Annotated in this window: 18 protein-coding genes; 5 read left to right on the plus strand and 13 right to left on the minus strand. The window is 52.5% G+C overall.

Features of this window, described 5'->3' with window-relative positions; genetic code table 11:
* Positions 1-345 precede the first annotated feature (345 nt).
* Positions 346-693 carry a hypothetical protein gene (locus NFC81_RS09860; protein WP_304994317.1) on the minus strand — a complete coding sequence of 116 codons (348 nt, stop codon included), beginning with the start codon at positions 691-693 and terminating at the stop codon, positions 346-348.
* Positions 690-1085: a flagellar export chaperone FliS gene (gene fliS, locus NFC81_RS09865; RefSeq protein ID WP_304994318.1), complete on the minus strand. Its 396-nt coding sequence runs from the start codon at positions 1083-1085 to the stop codon at positions 690-692. Before fliS ends, NFC81_RS09860 begins: the two co-directional genes overlap by 4 nt.
* 388 nt (positions 1086-1473) lie before the next feature.
* Between fliS and NFC81_RS09870 the strand changes: the two genes are divergently transcribed.
* Positions 1474-3531 carry a methyltransferase domain-containing protein gene (locus NFC81_RS09870; protein WP_304994319.1) on the plus strand — a complete coding sequence of 686 codons (2058 nt, stop codon included), beginning with the start codon at positions 1474-1476 and terminating at the stop codon, positions 3529-3531.
* 98 nt (positions 3532-3629) lie between these two features.
* Here the strand turns inward: NFC81_RS09870 and fliD are convergent, their stop codons facing one another.
* The 3 genes from fliD to NFC81_RS09885 all read right to left on the minus strand — a co-directional run bounded on the left by fliD (position 3630) and on the right by NFC81_RS09885 (position 11161).
* Positions 3630-7547: a flagellar filament capping protein FliD gene (fliD, locus tag NFC81_RS09875; RefSeq protein WP_304994320.1), complete on the minus strand. Its 3918-nt coding sequence runs from the start codon at positions 7545-7547 to the stop codon at positions 3630-3632.
* A 168-nt stretch (positions 7548-7715) separates the two neighbouring features.
* The gene (locus tag NFC81_RS09880) at positions 7716-8144 is read right to left on the minus strand and encodes a flagellar protein FlaG (RefSeq protein WP_304994321.1); all 429 of its coding nucleotides are present in this window, start codon (positions 8142-8144) and stop codon (positions 7716-7718) included.
* A gap of 86 nt (positions 8145-8230) precedes the next feature.
* On the minus strand, positions 8231-11161 hold the full coding sequence (locus NFC81_RS09885) for a flagellin (RefSeq protein ID WP_304994322.1): 2931 nt from the start codon (positions 11159-11161) through the stop codon (positions 8231-8233).
* A gap of 271 nt (positions 11162-11432) precedes the next feature.
* On the opposite strand from NFC81_RS09885, the gene NFC81_RS09890 reads away from it, so the two are divergent.
* Together NFC81_RS09890 and NFC81_RS09895 are read left to right on the plus strand one after the other, a co-directional pair.
* On the plus strand, positions 11433-11765 hold the full coding sequence (locus tag NFC81_RS09890) for a hypothetical protein (RefSeq protein WP_304994323.1): 333 nt from the start codon (positions 11433-11435) through the stop codon (positions 11763-11765).
* Positions 11766-12007: 242 nt separating this feature from the next.
* Positions 12008-13018 carry an IS110 family transposase gene (locus NFC81_RS09895; protein ID WP_304994324.1) on the plus strand — a complete coding sequence of 337 codons (1011 nt, stop codon included), beginning with the start codon at positions 12008-12010 and terminating at the stop codon, positions 13016-13018.
* A gap of 33 nt (positions 13019-13051) precedes the next feature.
* Here the strand turns inward: NFC81_RS09895 and flgL are convergent, their stop codons facing one another.
* The 4 genes from flgL to NFC81_RS09915 all read right to left on the minus strand — a co-directional run bounded on the left by flgL (position 13052) and on the right by NFC81_RS09915 (position 19832).
* On the minus strand, positions 13052-14305 hold the full coding sequence (gene flgL, locus NFC81_RS09900; RefSeq protein WP_304994325.1) for a flagellar hook-associated protein FlgL: 1254 nt from the start codon (positions 14303-14305) through the stop codon (positions 13052-13054).
* 113 nt (positions 14306-14418) lie between these two features.
* Positions 14419-17484 (minus strand): flagellar hook-associated protein FlgK, encoded by a 3066-nt coding sequence (gene flgK / locus NFC81_RS09905; protein WP_304994326.1) that lies wholly within the window; start codon positions 17482-17484, stop codon positions 14419-14421.
* A gap of 3 nt (positions 17485-17487) precedes the next feature.
* Positions 17488-18486, minus strand: a complete 999-nt coding sequence (flgJ, locus tag NFC81_RS09910) for a flagellar assembly peptidoglycan hydrolase FlgJ (protein ID WP_304994327.1) — start codon at positions 18484-18486, stop codon at positions 17488-17490.
* 248 nt (positions 18487-18734) lie between these two features.
* Positions 18735-19832: a flagellar basal body P-ring protein FlgI gene (locus NFC81_RS09915; protein WP_304994328.1), complete on the minus strand. Its 1098-nt coding sequence runs from the start codon at positions 19830-19832 to the stop codon at positions 18735-18737.
* Between the two features lie 180 nt (positions 19833-20012).
* On the opposite strand from NFC81_RS09915, the gene NFC81_RS09920 reads away from it, so the two are divergent.
* Both NFC81_RS09920 and NFC81_RS09925 read left to right on the plus strand, forming a co-directional pair.
* Positions 20013-20438: a nucleotidyltransferase domain-containing protein gene (locus NFC81_RS09920; RefSeq protein ID WP_304994329.1), complete on the plus strand. Its 426-nt coding sequence runs from the start codon at positions 20013-20015 to the stop codon at positions 20436-20438.
* Entirely contained in the window at positions 20428-20844 is a 417-nt protein-coding gene (locus NFC81_RS09925) for a DUF86 domain-containing protein (protein WP_304994330.1), read from the plus strand. The genes NFC81_RS09920 and NFC81_RS09925 overlap by 11 nt, the downstream gene beginning before the upstream one ends.
* A 56-nt stretch (positions 20845-20900) precedes the next feature.
* Here the strand turns inward: NFC81_RS09925 and NFC81_RS09930 are convergent, their stop codons facing one another.
* From NFC81_RS09930 to NFC81_RS09945, 4 genes are all read right to left on the minus strand, one after another.
* Positions 20901-21506: a hypothetical protein gene (locus NFC81_RS09930; protein WP_304994331.1), complete on the minus strand. Its 606-nt coding sequence runs from the start codon at positions 21504-21506 to the stop codon at positions 20901-20903.
* Positions 21507-21614: 108 nt separating this feature from the next.
* Positions 21615-22307 (minus strand): flagellar basal body L-ring protein FlgH, encoded by a 693-nt coding sequence (flgH, locus tag NFC81_RS09935; protein WP_304994332.1) that lies wholly within the window; start codon positions 22305-22307, stop codon positions 21615-21617.
* A 24-nt stretch (positions 22308-22331) separates the two neighbouring features.
* Positions 22332-23117: a flagellar basal-body rod protein FlgG gene (gene flgG / locus NFC81_RS09940; protein WP_304994333.1), complete on the minus strand. Its 786-nt coding sequence runs from the start codon at positions 23115-23117 to the stop codon at positions 22332-22334.
* Between the two features lie 15 nt (positions 23118-23132).
* Complete coding sequence (locus NFC81_RS09945) at positions 23133-23876, minus strand: flagellar basal body rod protein FlgF (RefSeq protein ID WP_304994334.1); 744 nt, start codon at positions 23874-23876, stop codon at positions 23133-23135.
* Positions 23877-24004: the final 128 nt, after the last annotated feature.

Raw genomic sequence — 24004 nt, forward strand, 5'->3', positions numbered from 1 at the left:
TCTGGGCATACGTTCGGTTGCAAACTGTCAATGTGATGCCGCTATTTCATGACTATCACGTCTGCTTTCCGTTCACTCCACCCTTACTGCAATTAGATTTGACAAACTATTGGGCAATCGCCGTCATGGAATTGACTCTGTTGTTACTTTTTAGCACGTTTTCAGTAAGAGTCAAATATTTGTCAATATATTGTCAGAAATGTGTAGGGGAATTTGTAGGAGGCCAGCCTCTTGACCGTCCCGTCTACGTAGGAGGCCAGCCCTCTGGCCGAATATTCGCGCAGAGGGCTGCGCTCCTACGGATATTGATTCGGTGGGCCGGTAGGGTGGGTGTTCACACCCGCATCATGTTTCAGACGATGAATCTTTGGGTGGGGCTTGGGTCGCAATATCCGACCGCTGCTGTAACAGGTCTTTCTCCTGCTGTTTCAACGCTTCATTGGCTCCCTGGGCTTGCAACAACGCCTTCTGATAGAGTTCCAACAAACGCTGCAGCTTGCTGGCGACATCAGGGCTGTGAAAGCCCTTCGCCATCGCTTGGTTGATGTTACCCGCAATACGATCTAGCTCCGTTGCCAAGCCGGCCAACGCAACCCAGTCGGCTCGACCAATGGCGTCGAGGGCCTGCTCCTCGCAGGCCGTCAATTCAGTCATCAAGTCGTATTCAATTTGCAGTCGATCCGATGCTTTCATCGCGCCAAAGCCAGAGCTTCCTGACGAATACCATCCCAAGCTGTTTTGATTTCCATCATCAAACCGATGACTTCATCAACAATTTTTTCATCGTTGCGCATATTGGCTTCAAACAAGCGGCGCGTCATGTAGTCATACAGACGCTCCAAATTCATCGACAACTCTCCGGCGTCCATATTCAAGCTTTCTTGTAGCCCGGAGATAATGTTAATCGCCGAGTTCAGCATCTTGTTGCGCTGCTCAATGTCGTTGCGCTGGATATGTCCCTTTGCCGCTGACATACGCGCCAAAGCACCGTCGATCAGAAGTTGAATCAACTTGTGCGGATCAGCATCCATGATGCTGGTTTCAGTCCCTACCGCTTGATACTGCCTAGCACCGCGTGCGTACATATTTGCGCCCTCGTATTTTTTGTCAACGGTTCATAGAGTGTGGCGACTTCTTGCGGCAAAACTTGAGTCTTTTTGCGGCAAAACTTAAGTCTTTTCTTTGCTCATTGACCGTAAGCCACTCGAATTATTATCCGTAGGAGCGCAGCCCTCTGCGCGAATATTCGGCCAGAGGGCTGGCCTCCTACATATACACTCCTATCCGACACACAACACACCATGCTGGCACGCTCTTTGAAATACCCTCTGTAGAGTTTAGACACAATCCCTGTCATTTCCAGCGCTAAGCCGCGGATTTACTGGGGTTGTCCGATCAAAGGCACTGCGTAACGGCAGTAAGAGTGGCAAGTGACTGCCGCTCGCTATGGCAAAAAGAAGCCGGAGACAAGAGATGACACAGGCAAAACGACAGGTTAAGCCATCCGCCTTGCCGGAATACACCGATATCAAGGTACTCGAACGTCAGGCCGTTTGGCACCTGGACCAAGCGGGTAAACACGACATCGGATACGACGCCAGTAATGAGCATCTGGCGCAAGCCGCCTTATTGGCTGAAGCCTTGGCGCAATACCCGGAACACCGTGCTCTGGCCTACAACTTCAATGGCCGTATTGCGCTGGAGAAGGGGCAGTTTGATGATGCCGAACTGTTTCTCACCGAAGCAGCCAAGCTATCGCCCAAGGACCCTGGCATTGCCTTTAGCCGCGGTCATTTGGCGCTGCAACGCCACCGCCTGAGCGATGCCGCCGCCTTTTTCCGCGATGCTATAGACATCGACCCCAACGCCACCATTGCTGACCAGTCGTTAGCCTACGTCAAATACCGTAGCGGCATGTACGCCGAGGCCTTTGGGGATTACCGCAAGCTGGTACGAAAATACCCAAAAAACAGCGCTCTGACCTCTCGTCTTCTTGAATGCGCCAGCCAGATCAAAGCTGACTATTACGATGCCACCCTCGCCGCCGACATCATCAATCTTCTGCACACGGATAATCTTGACCACCAAGCGCTTGCACCACTGGCCGGTTCATTACTCATTCACCGGTACGAGTTGCACAACCCGAACGCCAGCATTGAGCTGCACCAACTGGTGCAAGATGAGCTGCTCATCGCGGCCCTGAACCGGCTATTGTTTGTCCATCCAGAACTGGATGACCTGTTGGCATCGCTGCGTCAAACCGTTTTGCATCATCACCTAAGCCTTGGCCATATTGATGCCGACCTTAAGCCGCTCCTGCTAGGCTTAGCGCAATACGGGTTACATAACGAGTTCTTGCTGTACCAAACCCCGGATGAAGCGCAAACGATCCAAGCACTGAAAGGTTATCTAAAAGAAGAGCTGGGTGGTCAATGCAAACCCAAAGATTTGATCTTACCGGCGCTGTTGCTGTCGCTCTATGAGCCGCTGGCACAGAAGGGATTGGCTTGGCCCGTCAAAGCGCTGATGAAAGCTGCCGACAAGCAAGCTCAGGCTGTTTTCCACGCGCACTTGTTAGCTACCGCAGAAGAAGTCGTGCGGGCCAACGAACTCGAAGCCCTGACGGATATTCAAGGTGGGGTATCTCAAGATGTGCGTGCGCAATACGAAGATAACCCCTACCCACGCTGGACTCACCTGCCGCTGCATACACCGGCGCATTACGCGCGTGCCGTGGCGAGCGAGATCCCTGCGTTCAATATCAACACCTTTCGTCACCGCAAGCCAACACGTGTACTGATAGCGGGTTCTGGTACGGGGCGGCACGCCATTCATATGGCGCGTCATTTTCATGACGTCGACGTCACGGCCGTCGACCTCAGCCGCCGCAGCCTTGCCTACGGGCAAGCCATGGCGGAGCGTTATGGCGTCGACAACATAGAATTCTACCAAGCGGATATACTAGCCCTCACCAAGGATTTGCTGCCCGAGCAAGAGCTTTTTGATGTCATTGAGTGCTCAGGCGTGCTGCACCACATGGGCAACCCGATGGCCGGCTGGGAAGCATTGACTGAACTACTGCGTCCACAGGGTCTGATGAAGGTTGGGTTATACAGTCGCCGTGCCCGAACCACCATCACCAGCTTGAGGCGGGTGATTGCTGATCAGGGCTTTGGCACCACGCCAGACGATATTCGCCGGTTCCGTCACGCCCTATTACAACAAAAGAGTGAGGGCCCGGATTTGAAGACCATCACCACGTCGGTCGACTTTTACTCAATGAGTGGGGTTCGAGATTTGCTGTTTCATGCGCAGGAGCACGTCTTCTCGCCGGAAGATCTTAGCCTGCTGATTCGACAGTTACCGCTGGAGTTTTTGGGCTTCGTGTTGCCGCCGTCGGTGCGACGCTCTTATCAACACTTCTTCCCGGACGATCAGTTGATGAACGACCTGAAGAACTGGGAACGCTTGGAAATTGACAACCCAAGACTGTTCGGCGGCATGTACCAGATGTATTTGCAGAAGCGGTAGGAGGCAAGCCCACTGGCCGATTCGCGCAGAGGGCTGCGCCCCTACGTGCTACACCCGCCGTTGATTGGCGGGTATGCTCATACAGAAAAGCACCCGCCCTACTTCTTATTGGTCAGCATCGAATTCATGATGTCGAACTGCTGCTGCAAGAACGACTCAGTGCTGTTCAATCGGGAAATGATCAAGTCATTAAACAAGAACTGTGACTTCAAACGCTGCTCCTGTGCGGCAATTCGAGTCTCCAGCCGAGCTTTCTCTTCATTGATCAAGTCCATTTCCTTATCCAAGCCTGCTAAACGCGTCTGTACCGTTCCACCAGACTTCAACAGGCCAGAAAACAGATTGCCCAGTTGCTCAAACACACCGCTCACATAGTTAACTGTACCGCGTGACCCTAACTGCCCACCCAACACACGAAGCTGAATACCAGCAGCAGGATCTTTAGAGCCCGAAGCGTCTTTGCCGTCCGTCGTCGCTGACGTAGGCGACAAGCCAGTCACCGCAGACAACGCAGGGTCCATTGAGTTGATACGCACCTTGGAGTTCACACCTGTCGATACCGAAAAAATACCGAAGGTATTGGTATTGGGATCGTACTGCACATCCACCGCCTTACCCGCCGATGCCAATGCACTGTCGTTATTAATAGCCCGCTTCATTTCATCTGCCAAAGCGCGGCCCGTGGCATAGGCGGTCTCGGTCAAATTAATTTCACCCGAGGCCACACCATCAATAGTGACGCGAATGGTATTGCTGGCTGAGTCCAAGCCCACCGCACTGGAGAAATCAAAACCTGGCGAACCCAGAATGTACCCATTGGTCGCCGCCTGCGCGCCGCTGCCGGCGGTTAGCACCTGGCCGTTACCGGTCGCACGGATACCATTGATGGTTCCCTGCACATCCTTACCCATGGCGACTTCGTTTTCTGAGCCGTCTGACAGGCTAAAGCCTAATTGACTGGTCGCCGGGTTAGACACGAAAGCAAAGGATACGTTCGTGGAATTATCGAACGAAATGTTGAATCGGCCACGGCCTTGCTCGTCTTTTTCGTAGGTCACGGTCGATTGTGAATCAAAACCCTGCACTGAACCCAACTCAAACCCGAATGCATCGCGGCCCAGTATATTCGGGCCTGCCGCGGCCAAACCTAACGAGGCAGCAGCGCCGGCATCGGCGGAGACGACTTCAAGAGACGCTAAAGCGCCAAAGGTGGCGTTGGTTTTCGCGCCGTTTTTAGAGCGTGTTTCAAAGACTATCTGGTCATTCTCGTCCAAGCGCGCGACCACATCGCCGGCGGTGAAGTTACCTCCGCCACCGGCGTTCGCCAACCCAATGTTCAGACGCTGCTGAATATACGCCAAGGTATCTTCAGCGGTTCCTGCACTGAGGTCTTCAGTGAGCGACACATCAATGTTGACGCCATCAACGCGGAACGTGAAGTTAGCTGGGTCGGCTGAAAAATCGATGCCCGTCGTGATGGCATTGCCCGGCGTGGTCATATCACCACGACCGTCAGACAACATGGTCAACACTTCGGAGCTGCCCTTCGCTAGCGTTTCTAAAGCCAAACCACCCGCTGAATTGATGGCCTTGACATCACCCGCTGCCAATCCACCTGCCACTAGAGCATTATCAATCGCTGTTTGGACGCTGTCTAAGTTGTCGGTGCCGTTGGCATCAACATCCACAGTGAACGACTGACCGTTGTATTCAAAGGTGAATCCGGCCGGCCGAGCATCAAAGTTAATAGCCGTTCCAATAGGCCGAGTACCAGGGGTGGTAATCGCGCCAACGGCAGCGCCCTCCACCGTTGGGTCAGAGTTAATGGCTGCTTGAATAGCGGCAGCCAAGGCTTCCGGTGTTTCATAGATACCCGCAGGTACGTCGATAATACCGGAGTTCACTTCAATGTAGCGGTTGTCGTAACTGAGCTGGAACTGCACGCCAGTGCCAATGCTTACACCAGAATTGGCATCACCCTGCGCGCTCTCCAACCCCAGTACATCGTTGCTGCCCGTTACATTCACGTTGGCCAGCTCAATGGTCTGCGGTGCGGCGTCTATCGGAGAACTGAACACTAAACGGTTCGATGAATTGAACTGTGCCGTCACCTGTCCGGCTAGCCCCGCGGCATTCAACTGCGCGTTGATGTACGACAGCATGTCGTTACGCGAGCGCTCTTCTACCACATTGCCATTGATGTCCAACACGTTCGACATATCTTGGTCGAGTGTAATATTGACGGGTGCACCGCCGTTCAGAATCAAGTCAAAAGAAACCGTATTACTGGCAAAATTAAAGCTGTCTTTCTCGAACACCTCACGCGAACCAGGGATGGTGGAGGCTGAGAAAGCCAGGTCGTTCAGCGTATTGTAAAATTGGCCACTCACACCGCCTTGACCAGGCAAGGTCAGACCTAAGGTGTTTGCAATATTGGCATCGGCACCCACCAAGGACACCTGCGAACTGCTACCAAACCGACTGGACGTAATCTCAATGCTGCTGGTGGCTTCGTTAAAGCCCACTGTGACACTGCGCGAACGGCCTAATAACGTCGAATTGTTGTTGATGGAATTTTGAATCATCAACACCAGGTCGTCTATGTTGTCATAAGTACCTTGCGTCAAGTCTACAGTTGCCGTGGTCCCATCCACGTTAATACGGAAGGAATCGTTAGACCCACCAATAATAACCGGATTCCCCGCCGTCGGCTCGGTGATCGGCCGCCCTTTCATTTTGGCCTGAGTCGCTAGCTGCGTAATCTCAACAGCGTATTCACCTGGCTTGGTATCAGCGCTCTTGGCAATGTAATTGATCAAACCATCGTTTGCCACCGTACGGTTGGCAAACAAACCGGTTACTGAATCTATCGAATTCTGAAAAGCCTGCTCCAGTTTATCGACATTGAGTGCCAGCTTATAGTTGTCTGTCCTATCGGTGAATATTCCGATATCAGCCAATGAACGATACTGCGAATTTTCTAGGCCCGATACAATCTGTGTTAACGCACTGCGCACCTGGTTTTGTACCGTACGTAAAGTGGAGTCGCCCAGCAACAAACCGCCCTGCGGATCATCTGGACTGAATTTGGTCACCTCAGAATAGACTTCACGATAGAAGTTATAGGCGTCGATGAACTCTTCAGTTTTTTCGACCACGCCCGAGGTATCGCGGCTGATGTTCAAGTTAACCGTACTGCCGGCCGTTGCTGAATTCAGGTTGATGGTCACGCCGCGAATGACTTCGGTCAGCTGGTTAGACCGCGACGTGATCGCCAGACCGTTAACCGTCAATTCAGCATCGGCTGCTTTTTGCGTCATCAGCATGTTGTTGTTCGGATCATTTTGCGTTTCGTTGTACGCCAAGGCTTGCAAACCGGCATCACCGGCCACGGTGATCTCCATAGCATTGTCCAAACCCGCTTCCTTAGAGCTCAACAACAAGCGAAAACCGGTACCGTCGTTCACCAGCGAGGCTTGCACGCCCATGTTCGCAGCGTTGATGGCGTCACGAACGCCACCCAGTGTATTGTTGGTCGAATTAAGGTCCAGTGTGAATTCTCGCCCCGCACTGTTTTGCTCGAAGCCTTGAATGTTATTGCTGCCGTCGTAATCAAAGGTACCGAAACGAAACGTCAGCGTACCTGTACCGACGGTATCGGTAACAGAATTGTAGCGCGGTGATGCCACCGTGTGAGATTGCGCGATGGAGTCAACAGCGATCGAATAGTTACCCACCTCTGCAGTGGACGACGTGGTTGCGGTAACAGCACTGGCATTGCTGGAGGTCGCCTTGGTTTGGCGAATATTGGTCGCGCTAGACAGAGCTCGTGCAGCCACTTCCAAACTGCTCAAGGCACTCTTAACTTCACCGTAAGCAGTGATCTGTGCTTCTACCTTGGCTGTTTTGAACTCTAAGCGCTTATCAGTAGCTTCCCGTTCCGCCGCAATGATCTGCTCCGCAAGATCTGCGGTCAGTAATCCCGAACCGATACCTAAAGACTGAATGCTCGCCATGATAAAACTCCGCTGCCGTTGTGTCAGGCGCTAACCGCTCGCCCTATGGATTCACCTTAACGCCCTTTTTGGCTCCGCACAAACACAAAAAGGGTGTAAGGTTTATCGGCTCATCACCGTTAAACTTTACACCCTATATTGTAAGCAATTGTATAACGCTTGGCCTACTTACACCTGCGCTCTAAACAGTGTGAGTGGTTCTTCTTGGTTCAACTTCTGAGCCAGTGAAACCGCCTCCTCGCTGGGGATCTGCCGAATGAGCTCCTGTGTCGATGCATCATAAACACTGATGACCGTAATACCACTGGATTCATCTAAGCTGAAATTCAGCGAACGTTGTGTGTTCTGCACGTAGTCCTTCAACCGGGCTACGGCGTCGTTCACATCGTTGGCCGTCTGGACTTTGTCCTGAGCGACCTCTACTTTCTGTTCAGAACTTCTCAGGTCAGTCCCGCTGAGACTCGCCATCGTGGCGGTGGAACTGGGCAGTGCTTTGCCCGTCTCGTTGGTTCTGGTCTGCTGTACAGCAGGTGAAGAGGCGGATTTGGCTGTGGTGGCCTTAAAGACCGCCAAGCTTGCTTCCATTGAATTTGCCATACGCAAATACCTCTTGTTTATCATTCACCGACTATCTTGGAACGTTAGTGAGATGGCCTAGGCGCTAGCCTAGGCCATCGACCCTATTATCCCAACAGTGACAGTACCTGCTGTGGCCGCTGGTTAGCCTGCGCCAGGATGGAAATACCCGCCTGCTGCAGTACCTGCGTCCGGCTCAGCTCCGCTGATTCAGATGCGAAGTCAGCGTCACGGATACGAGAGTTCGCAGCCGTCAGGTTTTCCTGAGTGATCTGCAGGTTACTGATGGTAGACTCGAAGCGGTTTTGAATCGCACCGAGGTCAGCACGCGTACTGGTTACAGAGCGCAGTGCGTTATCTACCGCAGTAATGGCGGCCGTTGCACCTTCGAAGGTTGAGATGTCGATGTCTTTCAAGAACTGACCATCTTCACCACCACCGAAAGTACCGACTTTCAAGCCAAGAGCCTCCAGCGCTGCAGTGCCGTTTGAGCCACCTTCCAGCGTGAACTTACCCGCACTTTCCAGAGTAACCGTACCGTATGTGGTTTCGTAGGTTACGCCTTCAGCAGAGATACGGCCGTCAATAGAGTCGGTTCCGAATGCGGCTTCACCGATACCGTCACCTTCCAAGCCAAACACAGCACCCATGCTCTCGTCAGTACCCGACTGATTGTCGATTGCGACGGAGATGTTGCGCCCATCCGCTGCTGTCAGTGTCAGGGACACACCGTTGTCAGTAGCAACCACACCGGTTTTACCAGCGTTCTGGTTAATCAGATTTAGCGCATCAGCACGAGCACGGTCAGAATCGATCGCACCACCACTGTCGGCCTGCAAGGTAACAATACCGATTTCAACACCATTAATGTAGATACCAGCCTGATCACCCACCGCCAAGTTAGTAGCAGCAGGATCAAAACCATCTCCTGCGCCACCCACAACTTGAGTTGCGTTTACCGTCGCACTCACGCCTGTTTCACCGGAAACAGCGTTGATCGCGGCAGCAACGGCAATGGCTGACTGCTCTTTGATTGACGACCAGATTTTACCGCCATCAGATGCAGTGGTTGCACTGGCAGTGTCTGCAGCGGTGCGCGCAGACCCAATACCAACACCATTAATGACCAAATCACCATCTTTCAAGCCTGCAGGTGCAGTGTAGCTTGCAGAGGCGTTTGTATCAGATGCACTCAACAATAATGTTGTATCACCAGCCGCAAGGTCAGAAGACAGCGTAACGCTCATGTCTTTGCCATCAAGGTTTGCAAACGCCAACTCACCAGTAATGGTACCCGCCTGAGCATTTGTCAGAGCTTGACCACCGAATGTTGCCACAGCTGTGGTAGCCTGCTCAAACTCAACGGTGACTGCAGTAGCTGCGAAGTTTTTAACGGTTAGCTCAACGCCGTTTGGCACTCCGGCACCATCGACAGTAATCGATGCAGAAACTTGCAAAGAGTCACCAAAATCGGTGTCATTGATTGCCTGTGCCAGATCTTTATAGTCATCGCTCGGGACACTTACCGGAACACCTCCGATAGTCAGCGTATCACCAGCCTCCATGTCCGCAATTTGAAGGTTACCGGTATATTCTTCCCAAGCTATCACGCCATTGCCAGCATTAGCCGTAATCTCGGAAGCCATGTAGGCTACAGCATTCTGCTCCGCCGTCGCGCCGGCAAACGCCGTAGTAAGAACGTTCTGACCCGCTACGTTTACAGAAAAAGTATAGGTCTCGTCTTCATCAGCAAAGGTAGCAGTACCAACGTCATCAGCCACGGTATTAAACAAGCTACCGCCAGCGTCTAATCGCCCAACAGTAAACACTTTATCCTGCACTTCGCTTACCGTGGTTGCAGTAGCGCGTGTAAAGGTTCCTGCAGTCAAACCAGCGTTTGCCAAGTCACCGCGACCAGTACCGTTACCACCAGTGATATTAATCTCCTTAACATCACCATTAGCAACCAAGGTATACCCACCGTAGTAAGTGTCTTCTGCCGCCAAACCGGTTGCCGCTACAGCAGCTGCATTTTGGGCAGCGATCTCATCTGCATCTGTGACAGGGTCAAGAGTTGAATCTGCAAAGTTAAAAGATATGTCAATATTACGACCATCCTCTGCAACCAGTTGTACACCATTTGCTGCCGAGCCGGTATCGACAGCACGAATACCTGTTTGCTCAGCAAAGGCGTTAATGGCCTGAACGACAGAGGCACGACTGGCGTTGGTATCGCTTGAGGTTGAGATCTCAATTTCGACACCGTTCAGCGAAATGGTTCCGCTGGTCGATGCTCCAGTCATTGCTGAACCTGCCGCCACGTTGTCATTTACAAACGCACGCACGCCGGTTTCATCAGACTTACGGTTAATAGCTTCAACTTTTGCAATGGCAGAAGCCGCAGCATTGGTGGTAGATGCAGTATCGTCACCCGCACGAGAGGCATCAATGCCTACACCGTTGATGGTCAAGTCGCCGTTAGCCAACGCTTCGTCTGTACCGAATGCCGAAACACCCACTTGATCAGAAGCACCCAGTTTGGCTGCGGTCAACTCACCAATGGATACGCCTACTGTTTGACCAGCATTTGCGCCCACTTGGAAAATACCGTTGAAGTTACCGTCAAACAGCGTACGACCGTTGAACGTGGTTTCTTCTGAAGTACGCGTGATTTCAGCGATCAGCTGGTTAACTTCCGATTGCAGAGCAACACGGTCGTCGTCAGAGTTCGTGCCGTTGGCAGACTGAACAGCCAATTCACGAATACGCTGCAAGGCGTCCGTCATAGACTGCAAGGCACCTTCAGCGGTTTGCGCCAAAGAGATACCGTCGCCGGCGTTACGGATCGCTACGCCCAAACCTTTAGTTTGAGATTCGAAGCGGGTTGAGATGGCCAGGCCGGCTGCATCGTCTTTCGCACTGTTAATGCGCAGACCAGATGACAGGCGCTGCAAGGCGGTTTCGTTAGCAGACTGTGACGTGGTCAGGTTACGCTGAGCCGTCAATGACGCTAAGTTGGTATTGATAATCTGTGCCATGAGAGTCTCTCCTCAGTTACATGCCGACGACTCACCCGAACCGCCGTTGCACTTTATTCACAGTGGGGTTGGCGGCAGGGTTTTGCCGTTCTTTAGGATTTTTTTCAAGAAAGCGGAAATTTTTTCGATGCGGCGCTGTTGGCGATAACGAAGTATCGGCCATACCGACAAAACCTAAAGACCTACGCAGAAATTAGTCGTCGCATGGCAGACAAATCTTCGGAGAGCCGTTACAGTTAAGGCCATAGAGTTGTGAAGGTGTAGATAACTAATGACCATGACCGCATTAGAACAACGCTGGCAGCGCGTCACGGAGCTTACGCAACGGCTGCGCCAGTTAACTGGAGAAACGCCGCCGATGCTGGAAGAAGCACAAAGAACCCTACAAGAGCGTGACGCGCTTCTGGGGGAGTTGTTGAGTGAGCCCTCACTGAGTGTCCTAGGAGAATTGGAATTAACATGGCTGCAAACTCAGGTAGGAGCACTGCAGGAAGAAGACGCCGTGCTACGCAAAGCCTTGGGTGCGGAACAACGGCATTTGCAAGCGGAGTTACAGAAAGGGCAAGCCAAGGCAAAAGCGGTGAAGGCGTATCAACAGGGTTGAAGGGCCAGTTACAACTAGACGTTGCCGTATGAGCGCGGCCCTCCTCGCGACGGGTTCAACATGCGGGTGTAAACACCCGCCCTTGTATCTCTCCAGGTGAGGTGATTAGCTATCACTATAACCGTGAAGTGAGTGAGGACGTACCTGCCCTGAGTGCAGTGACGACTGAAACGTAGATTGTCCCCTCACTTCGTTTATCTCTTAAACTGAATGGTATCCAAGCGCCTTTCCAGTGGAAAGTGATGCTGTATGTACAAGGGGAGTGGAGCGAGATGGTTGCTTACGTTGGTATTGATGTCAGCAAAAGCAAAATTGACCTGTGCTGGTTGCGCGACGCAACGGGCAAAAAAGTAAAAACGAAAGTGTTTAAGAACAGTGACTTTCACCTGATCAGTCAGTGGCTAGCGAAGTCGATTGATATGAGCCCAGAGTCCGTTCATATCACACTGGAAGCCACCGGTGTTTATCACGAAGGCCTCGTGTATCACCTGCATGAACAAGGCTATCGGGTGTTTGTAGCCAACCCCGGAAAGGCAAATCTGTTTGCCAAGTCTCATGGTATGACGCACAAGACCGATAAGTCTGATGCAAAACTGCTGGCAAAGTACGGTGCCAGTGAGCCTGCCAACTTACATCGCTGGGAGCCGGATCCGCCAGAAGTGCGAGAGCTGAAAGCTATTTCACGGCGGTTACATGCACTAGAAAAAGACCGTCAGCGTGAGACTAATCGACTGGAAAGCAGTCAGATATCCGGCGCATCACTGCGAGTGACTGACTCCATTCACGCGATGATCGGCAAATTGGATGACGAGATTGAGCGTCTGAAACAAGACATTGATGATCGGATTAAAAAAGACCCTGTGCTGGCAACGAATCACGAGCTACTGGGGAGCATCAAAGGTATTGGCGGCGTCATGCAGCGCGAACTGGTCTGCCTTTTTGCGCGCAAGCGCTTCTGTACGGCGAAACAAGTAGCGGCTTATCTCGGGCTGATCCCTCGACTGTGGGAGTCTGGAGTGCTCAAAGGCAAAACGACACTCAGTAAAACAGGCCCTTCCTACTTGCGTGCCAAGCTGTACATGGCGGCGGTGGCGGCAAGCCAGCACAACCCGGACATTAAGAAACAGAAAAATCGCCTGCTCGCACAAGGAAAGAGCAGGATGGCCGCCTTAGGAGCGGCCATGCGTAAGCTGGTTCAGATCTGCTTTGGCGTGATAAAGAACCAGCAACCCTATCAACCTCAGGCGGTTTAGTAACCGCTTGAGGTCGGTGCGGAGAGATGGTATCTACCGGATAAAGTTAAAGAGTGAGAGACTCGATACTTTTACGTAGGTTTGCTGTGCCGCTTGCAGCGCTGTCGTCTCCATTTGCAAACGACTCACGGCTTCCGCCAGGTCGACATCCGCTAACTTAGAACGCACGTCTTTGGATACCAACTCCAGATCCAAATGAATGTCTTTGGTGGTTTCCGCCGTGTTCAGTCGGGCACCGATCTTGGCGCGATAGATCGATATATTTTCAATGGCTGAGTCGATGTTATCCAACGAGTCACCCACTAGATTTGAGACCGCTTGTGACTCGTCGAATGAATCTCCCAGCATCATCAAGCCATCGACCAGTTTTTCCAACGTGTAAAGAGGGCCTTGCTTGGTCGTGGTTTCAACCACAAAGTTGTCCCCCGCCACTGGCTTGCCGCTAATACTGATCAACATTCCGCCGAACTGAACCTGCTGTCCGGGTACAAATGCAACGTTTTTTTGCCCCTCTACAACGCTATTATCACTGCGTCGACGTATGGTGAAGTTAGCACCTGGCGGTTCAACGTCTAGCTCGTTATTAAAGGTGATGATAGCGTCATTAGGATAGAAATCCTGAAATTCTTCCTCATTGAATATCACTCCCTGAGATATGACGCCTGGCGGGTTGCCGCGGTTAAGTTCATTACCATAGGTGTAAAAAGACGGCTTTTTAATAGGCACATCTAAGAAGATGTCTTTGCCGTTGTCACTGACGGGTACGCTGTTGGAGTTGGAAATTCTTACTAACCGCTGCCCTTCATCGCCTTGGTAGGTGTAACCACCGCCCGGGTTTTTTACAAAAGCTTGGGTTTGACCCGAAAAGCCAGAAAACAAAAATTCGCCACTGGCGTCTTTGCTATTGATTTGCTGGAACAACTCATCCATGCGCAGTTTGATTTCTGCGGCATAAGCTTGTCGGTCGGTTTGGGTGGTCGTGCCATTACCAGCAGCGACGGCTAATTCGCGCACCCGCTGCATCACAACTTCCATACCCACCATGATGGATTCTTGGTATTCGAGCCGACCTTGTAAGGAGTCGATGTTTTTGACGTATTGAGCACCTAAGGCAAGCTCTTGGTTGAGCTGCAGGATACGGCTGTTGGCGACTGGGTCATCCGCAGGTGTAGCAACACGACGACCACTGCTGACCTGCTCGGAGGTTTTTGCCACCTGAGCTTGCGCACGCAGAATGTTGTTCAGCGATGCGGTGGATATTTGATAGCTGGATAAACGGTCAGCCATGGTGTGTTCCTCAATAATTTCGGCCAGGGGGCTGGCTTCCTATGGCATTTTCGGCCAGAGGGCTGGCCTCCTACGATACTCTTCAGCCAGGGGGGCTGGCCCCCTACGGTCTTTTATCTAAAGGCGCCTAGCAGGGAGTTAAAGATTTCCTGTGCGACGCGTATCATTTGGGCGTTGGCATTGTATGCCTGCTCAAAGCGCACAAGTCGTGCCGCTTCTTCGTCTAAATTCACGCCCGACACCTGTTGCCAAGCTGCCATCGTTTGGTCAAGCGAAACACGCGCGGTGTCGGTGTTGATCTGCGCTTGCCGCGTTGACAAACCGATTTGCTGAATCAGTTGCGAGTAGGCGTCGTTAAAATTCAACCCACCGTCTCGGCCGTTCAGCAATTTTGCGGTTTGCAAGTCGATCATCCGCTCCGAGTTCCGGTTATCGGCACTCGGATCTTTATTATAGCCAATTTCAAAGCGGTCACCGGCTACGGGCCGCCCGTCAATTTGGAACTGATAACCCATATACGTAGGCTGCGCATTCGGCGAGCCCTGGAAAAGATTACCAAACGGCGGCTCAGTGGTCATGGTGATGCCATCGTCCATTACCACGTCGACTTGACCGCCCATGGTCATTTTTTGGCTACCCGTGCCGCCTTGCCCTTCCATTTTCATGACGACTTTGAAGCTGATATTACCACGCTCATCGATAGACACATCGACTCGGCCTGGCGCGTCGGCGCCATTGAGCCACGGGTCGTTGCGCTTGATGCGCTCTTGACTGGCTAGCTCAGCCTCAATCTTTTGCGCAATACCGAGCAACATATCGTCGGCGTCTGCATAGTTATCGGTCAATTCTATGGAAGCTTTATCCCCATAGGGTGTCGTGAATTCGTAAAGGTAGGGGCCTCTGTCCGAGAAATCGAAGCCTCTTGACTGAGTTAACAAGCCTCGCGTGTCAGCCCCGACGGAGTCGAGGAAAACAGTTTGTCCGTTACTGACTTCAAAGCTGTCACCCCTTGCATTGGCAACGTCTTGAGGGCGATCACCCTTCATTTCAATGCGAATATCATCACCATCGACCGAAGTGATCTTGACCGAGAAACCATCACTTTTTGCGGTAATGCCTGCATCTTGCAGGGCAAAACTGTTGTTGATTCGGTTTGCAATGAAATCAGCAGTCAGAGGGGACGGTACCTCTTTTATAAATCCTTCAGAAAAAATCCCCTGAATATCACCCAGTTCCTCACCCGGCATGGTGATATCAACGCCATTGATGTACACCTCAAAAGGCACTGGTGGGTCATAGGGCGGCGTAGCGTCACGGAATTTACTCAATTCAACTTCAGTGAATGCCCGCGCGGTTACACCAGGTACTCCATTTAATTCAGACGCTACCTGCTTGGCGCTCGCGCCGCCGGGCGTGGAGAGACGCTCTAATAACTGAGGTTTCCCGTCAGGCCCAATGGTCTCGAACGTAATACGCTCAGGGTTAAAACCGTTGTTCGGCCAGACATCTGGCTGATTAGCCGCCTGTGTAAACGGTACCTTGGGTAACCAGCCGGAATAGCTGGTGACCTGAGTTTCACCTGGATTATTGGAGAACATATCGTTGGCAATGCCTGGCGTGAACGGCAGGTTGCGCATGGGTGGCTGCAGTTGGCGCGGCCGCAGTGGATCGGTGTTATCCAGCAAGGTATATCGGTCCGCACTCTCAAACACCACCAAGATAGGCGGTGACAATTCGCCAGGCACTGCAAAGGCCTTAGTATCGGCGTCCAGCAACACTCCGTTATCGATGGAACCGGTGCCTTGGTTAGCCAAACTGCTGCCACCCGTAATAGGCATGGCAAAAGCCAATTCGGCAGGCAGAGTCAACTTGAGGTCAAAATCCTTCGCCGCGCCGCGCGTGGGCTGAAATACGTAGCGGTCGCCCTGCTGAAAGGTACCCGCGACCATCTTCACTTCAAGGCCATCAAAGGATACCGAGGCTGGCCGCTCACCGGAGATCACGCCACTGCTGACCACTTCGCCGTCGGTTAATCGTACGACTTCATAGTTGGCGTCACGCGGGCCGGTAAAGCGCATTTCATAGTCACTGACCGAGAGCTGACCAATGTCGCGAATATAGACTTCGACTACGCGATCGTTCGGCCGCGCATTGTTGGCGTTGTATTGTACCCGAGAACGCGCCAGTGCTTGGTCGTTGTAGTCGGTGAACATGTCAGAGCCAAAAGCCCCGAACAGGTTAATACCTAACGCTTGCTGTTCGTTGAACGAAGAGGCGACGCCGACGGCAACCCGACCTAAATAATTCAGCGCTTCGTCCAGGTTCTCATTGCGGAACTTGAGTGTACCGCCCAGTTGACCACCATTGATGCTGTCGGTGATCACCAAGCGTTCTTTCTTACTCACAAAAACGATGTCGCTGCGACTGGGGTCTTTAACGCCAGGCTGGGCTTCGAGCCGATTGGCTTCAAAACCAATGACCAAGGCCTGGCCTGAGCCGATGTAAACATCGTAGTTGCCGTCGGCCACGACCACATCAACTGCCACAATTTCCGATAGCTGACGAACCATTTCGTCTCGCTTGTCGAGCAGGTCGTTCGGTGGCGCTCTCCGAGAGTCCCCTTGAGCGTTTTGAATATCCTGGTTGAGCTGGGCAATGCCACTCGCCAGTGTATTTACTTCGCCGGAGTAGCTGCGCAACTGATCATTGATCAACTTGTTCTGCTGGTCCATACGGTCGTAAATCAGATTAAAACGGTCTTGCAATACGCTAGCAGCCCCTATAAATGCTTCCCGCGCAGGAATAAAGCCCGGGCTGTCGGAAGCGGTCTGCAACGCGGAGAAGAAGTCGGACAACACTGGGCCGATTCCGGTACGCTCGTCACCGAGTAACTTGTTGATCTGATCAATGTTGTCACGATAGGTTTCATAGCCTTTGTACAGCTGCGTATCCGTGCGCATCTGCTCGGTCGTGAAGGCATCGTGCAGGCGTCGAATCGTGGTGACATCCACACCAGAACCGATGTAGCCAACCCCCATGAACTGCGAGTTCGCGGAGTTCAGAATGACTTCCTGACGACTGTACCCAGGCGTGTTGGCATTGGAAATGTTGTTACCAATCACTTCCAACTGCTTCTGTGATGCGTTCAAGCCGGTCAGGGCTATGTTGAGCAGACTCATTGCTTACTCTCCCAGAGATGCCACAGTGGTGTGGAACATGGACTCGATATAGGGACTGCTGGCGATGCGCTGTATTTTCTCAGCGTACAGTGGATCGGTCGCGTACCCAGCAGACTGCAAGGCTTCGGCGTAAGCAGCACCATCACTGGCTACTTCCAAAGCGCCTTGATAGCGCGGATTATTCGATAAAAATGCCTGATAATCGGCAAAGCTTTGGGCAAAGTCATCATAGGCACGGAATGCAGCTTGCACGTGCACGGGTCGACCCCCGAGGTACTCTTTGGTGGTGACTTCGGCACTGTCGCCCGACCAACGGTGATCAGCCTTGATGTTGAATAGGTTATGGCTGCTTTCGCCGTCACGTCGGCTGATGACATAACGCCCCCAACCGGTTTCCAATGCCGCCTGTGCAACGATATAACGCGGGTCGGCGTTGAGTTCTTCAGCCACCCGTTCAGCGTGCGGCCAAACAGCACTGACAAATTCTTCGGGGGAATTAAATTCTGTCACTTTGAAGTCATCGCTGCTGGGTGCCGAAGGCGGGTTGCCTACTGATAAGTCTTCAACGGCTTGGTCCAACACATCCATGGAGGGACGGCTTGGCAATATCGGCCGGCCATGGTGGTCAAGCGGCAAAACATCCGGCGAATTATTGCCGCCTTGAGCACGGCGTGCCTGTGTGCTTAATTGATCAAACAAGACATCGGCCAGCCCCATTCCACCCTGCTGTGACATGCTCAATGACATCTGTTCGTCGAGCATCTGCTCGTAGAATTCGGTCTCATGGGAGCTTAAGAAAGAGTCAGGATTCAGCGTACGCGTCGCTTCCCGCATGCTTTTCATGATCATTTGCGTGAACATGGCTTCAAACTGCTGCGCGACAACACGCAGTGCGCCTTCCTCATCGGATTCCGCTTGCCGCTTGATCGACTGTAAGCCTTGCAGGTCGTTGTAGACGAATGCATTGCCGGTCGCTGTATTACTGAAGGAATTCAGTGCCATGGTAGAGCCTTGTAATTTGCCGTTCTACGGTTTGTACAGCAATTGCTGTGCCAGAGATGAATATACGGATGATAGCGGCGGGATTGGGGATAACTTGAAGGGTGAGAAATAATGCCAGCGGGACGCCACACCGGCGTAGGGCGAGTATTCATACCCGCGAAAGGCCCCGCGCAGTCAGGCAGGTGTAAACACCTGCCCTAGAATCAACTTCGCGCAGAGGGCTGCGCTCCTACGCCACGGAAATGGAATTAAATAACAATCAACTCGGCGTTCAAAGCCCCAGCCTGTTTCATGGCTTCTAAAATTGCCATTAAATCACTCGGCGAAGCCCCCACCTCGTTCACTGCTGCCACTACGTCTTCTAACGTAATGGTGGGGCCAAACAAGAACATGCGGTTTTCTTCTTCTTCAATAGCAATCTCTGTATCCGGCACTACGGCAGTCTCGCCATCAGTAAAGGGTTCAGGCTGCGCTACTTGCAAAGTATTATCAATGGTTACCGTCAGGTTGCCGTGCGTGATCGCCACTGGTGTAATCCGCACATGCTGCCCGATGACAATGGTACCAGTACGCGAGTTAACAATGACCTTGGCTCGCCCTTCGCCCTGTTGCACTTCGATGTTTTCAAGCACCGACAAGAAGGTTACGCGTTGGTTGGAATCACGCGGCGCGGTCACTCGTACGCTACCGGCATCCAGCGCATAAGCACTACCCGGCCCCAACATATCGTTGATGGCTTCTGCCATCCGCATGGCGGTCGTAAAGTCCGCACGGTGCAGGTTAAACGTTAGAAAGTCACCTTCATTGAAACCACTACGCACTTCGCGTTCAACGATCGCGCCGCTGGGAATGCGTCCTGCACTGGGGACATTGACCGTGATACTGGAACCATCGGCACCCTGAGCACCAAAACCACCGACTAACAAATTACCTTGAGCAACCGCATAAACATTTCCATCAGCACCCTTCAGAGGTGCCAGCAGCAAACTGCCACCGCGCAACGATCCGGCATTACCCAAGGACGACACAGTGACATCAATGGCTTGCCCTGGACGCGCAAACGCTGGCAGCGTGGCATGAATGGATACGGCGGCGACGTTACGCAGACGCGGGTCCACACCTTCTGGAATGGTGATACCAAACTGAGCCATCATATTGCTGAAGGTTTGGTTGGTGAACGGGGCTCGGTCACCGGTGCCGTCCAACCCCACGACGAGACCATAACCCACTAATTGGTTATCACGTACACCTGCCACGGACGCAATGTCCTTGATACGGTCAGCCATTGCCGGTGCGGCAGCGACGACAGCCAGTAAAGAAGTCAGTATCAGTGCGGAAACACGCATATCGTCACCTGTTTTTTGACGCGGATAGGGATTCTAGTTAACAGATGCAATATGCATGCCGTAGTGGGCATTTATGCCTGATGCTACCTAGCACGACGGGTGTAAACGCCCGCTCTGGGCCTTAGGCCGACAACGGACCTTTTACTGTGCTGCAATTAAGGGTATATACTGAGTCAAAACATGTTGAAAGATAGCAAGGCCATGCAGAACCCTCACCTTGAACGCCTGAAAAGCATTCTGACGCTACCGGATACACTCGACTTTCTGGTACTTGTTGGCAGCCGGGCACTCGATACAGCGCAGCAAACCAGCGACTGGGATATCGCTTTTCAGTTTTCACCTGAAGCGGGTACGATACATTCAAACCCTATGTGTTATCTGGCGATGGTTGAAGCGCTTCGAGAAGACCTGGCAATTGCTTTGGCAGTGGACGACAGCTCGATTGACCTGATCGATGCTGCCAATTCCAATCTGGCCATGAAAGCCGTGATTGCCGAGGAAGGGTTGGTGATTACCGGAGACGAGAAATTGCCCTGGTATCATTTTCTAACGCGAACCTGGCGCGAACTGGAAGACTGGTATTGGGAGCAAGAACATGCGGCTTGATGTTTATCTGGCAGAGACGCATCTTATTGCAGAGCAACAAGGAAGTATTCTTGATGATACAGCAGAGCGTTTAAGGCAGGGAGCCACCCTGACACCACTGGAACAGAATGGTGTGTTACATGCACTGCAGGTATTGGTGGAAAATTCTATTGGCAAGGCAAAAAATACGCTTAAAAGCTATGGCAAGCCAGTGCCTGTTTCCGCTTATGATGCCATCAAAGAAGTAGGCAAGCTCGAACAATGGGATGCTCAACAATTGGAGCGTTGGCGAAGTATCATTGGTTTGCGCAATAAAATCGTTCACGAGTACATGAACATCGACATGGACACTATTCAGGTGCTGGTGCGGGAAAGGCACTATAATCCAATCATTACTTACCTTCTGAGCCCTATTGTTAAAAAGTAATAATAGGTTACGGTTATTCTGTCCACCAAAGCGCTAGAGCAACGGTGACTTCATCATTACTCAGGACTGAAGCGTCGCCAGGTTTTCCATGCCTCTTCATTTGAGGATATGGAGCCAATGGCTTCTCCGCAGATGGCGCGTGTTTCACGCGGATTTTGTGTGGCGATAAAACGCAAACAATCTTCCGAAACAGCCCCATGGTCTTCGTACATTAACATGCCGCCGCTGTGCCACCCCATTGGTGTGGCAACCGATTCCGGATTGTGCGCGGTGCCGCGCCCGTAGGTTTGTTGCCATAAAGGCTGTATTGCAAGATCTTCATCCAGCAACACTTCAGTGCGCAACACTGCCATGCTTTGCGGCCCACCAAACTCAAAGGCTTCAACCATAAGGAATTGCCCATCGTCGCTCAGACTCCAACGCCCGAGCCGATAGAACTCAGACATCCAGACGGTTCTGCGTTCACCGCCGGAATCAACCCACCAAAGCTGACCGTTTAACGCTTCGATAGCACAGAGGCGTTCACCTAAACCGACGGATACACAGCGGACTGGGGTCTGGACCACCTCTCCGTTATTGGCCCAAACGGACGTTGTGAACAAAGCCAGAATCCCAGACAGCACAAAAGCCCTGAAAAGGGCTGGCGTGGTCACTATTTTCATGACGTCCTCTTGTTACTGCCTAGCTAGGCGATGGTTGCAGTGGATGGCCTTCTATGCAGTGGTTTTAGCGGCGGGTGTAAACACCCGCCCTACGGATATTGCTAACCGTTAAAAGGGAAACCAACCACTGTTCAGGGCGCGCGTCAACCAGCCTTGCCGCGTAGAATCCGCAAGCTCACCGGTACCGCTGTAGGCAATACGGGCATCGGCGAGTTTACTGGACGCCACGGTATTGTCCAAATTGATGTCTTCCGGACGAATCAAACCGGTAACACGCAGGTATTCTTGTCCGCGCGTCAGGGTAATCCATTTTTCACCCTGAATGCGCAATACACCATTGGGGTACACTTCGGCCACCGTCACACTGATCGCGCCTTCCAGGCGGTTACTTTGGTTTGCTTGACCGCTACCGGAAAAGCTACGACTGCCGTTGACGTTGGCAGACAGTGCATTATTGAGCACTCGCAACTCATTGCCGCCAATCACTGGCGCACGCAAATCGGCGTCAGACGACTTACTGGAATTCGCTGCATTGGACTTCTGCGATACTGTGCGCTCATTCAGAATAACGGTGATGACATCGCCAACCCGATGGGCGTTCTTATCACCGTACAACTGCACGCCGTATGCCTGCGCAAAGATCGACCCATTGGCGGGCGGCGGCGTCATCATATTTTGTACCGGCACAGGCGCCCACGCTGGCTCATCCGGCCGTTCATCGAACTTGATTTCGCCCGTCGACGTACAGCCAACGACCGTCAGTACGACAAAAGGCAGCAATAAAATACGCTTAATTTTCATGGGTTTACCCTCCATTCACAGACCTTACAAGTTCTGCGTTATCGTACCGAGCATCTGGTCGGCCGTTGAGACCACCTTTGAGTTCATTTCGTAGGCCCGCTGTGTGGAAATCATGTTCACCATTTCTTCCACGATCTTCACGTTGGATGTTTCCAACGCCCCTTGAATGATGGCACCAAAGCCATCGAATGCAGGCACACCCTGCTGCGGCGCACCGGAAGCAGCGGTTTCTAGAAACAGGTTGCTACCAATGGCTTGCAGACCGGCAGGGTTAATAAAATCAACCACTTCAATCTGGCCAATTTCCACCGGCAAGTTGTCGCCTGCGAACACCGCGGTGACGATGCCGTCGCTACCGATGGTGAGGGTTTTGGTTTGTTCAGGAACCACTAAGCCTGGCTCTAGTAGCGCACCGGAAGCCGTTACGATTTCACCGTCCGCATTGATGTGGAAGGTACCGTCGCGCGTGTAACTGACGTTGCCGTCGGGCATCAGAATCTGGAAGAACCCACGGCCGTTAATGGCCAAATCCAGTGGGTTCTCGGTGACTTCTAAGTCACCTTGGCTGAATTCTTTCTGGGTGCCCACGATGCGCACACCGCTACCCAGTTGAAGCCCCGAAGGCAGCTGATCGTTTTGGTTTTCCTGCGCGCCTGGCTGGCGCTGGATCTGATAAATCAGATCTTGGAAAACAGCACGATCCTTTTTAAAACCTGTGGTACTGACGTTCGACAGGTTATTGGAAATGGTGGACAGGTTAATGTCCTGCGCTTCCAAACCGGTCTTACTGACCCAAAGTGCTTTCATCATGATGCAGGCCCTCTATCAGCTCATCTGGAGCAGACGTTGTGATGCTTCGGAGGCCTGCTCGGCGCTCTTCATCATCTTAATTTGCATTTCATACTGACGACTCAGCGACAGAATGTTTACGAGTTCGTTGACCGCTTTGACGTTCGACCCTTCAAGAAAGCCTGAACGCACCTGCACCAGCGGATCAGCACCTAATACGGCGTCACCTTCACGCGGCCGGAACAGACCATCGGTGCCTTTGGCCATATTCTGTAAGTCAGGGTTCACTAACTTCAACGCATCAACCTGTGCCAGCTCTTGTGGGCCGTCACCGGGCGCACGAATGGTAATGACGCCGTCATTACCGATATTGATTTGCTGGAATGGCGGCAGTACCAAAGGGCCACCTTCGCCGACCACTTGTAGGCCATCGCCATTGAAGACCTGCCCAGCGGCATCCACGATCAAGTCACCACGGCGGGTATACGCCTCTTCGCCGTTCTGATCGATCACTGCAAGGAAACCATCACCCGCTATTGCTACATCCATGTCACGACTGGTGCTCATCAGCGGGCCGTCGTTAAAGTCGGTTGCTGGGCGCTCGGACATGCTGTACGCACGCGACGGATAATGCTCGCCGAATACTGGCATGGCGCGCGCTTGCTCCCAGTCGGCCCGAAAGCCTGTGGTACTGGCGTTCGCCAAGTTATTGGAATGCGCCGCCTGCGCCAGCATGTTCTGCTTGGCACCGCTCATAGCAATGTATATGGCACGATCCATGGGTTTAACCCCTCAAAATGATTAGTGTCTCACTAGGGATATGCGATTAGCGTGCCAACAAAAGAAAACCGCCACAGGGTGCGGCCCTGGGCGGTTTTAGGGGGGTGCCGCTGTTCCTTTGAGGACGA

The organism is Salinispirillum sp. LH 10-3-1, from assembly GCF_030643825.1.
Lineage (GTDB): Bacteria > Pseudomonadota > Gammaproteobacteria > Pseudomonadales > Natronospirillaceae > Salinispirillum.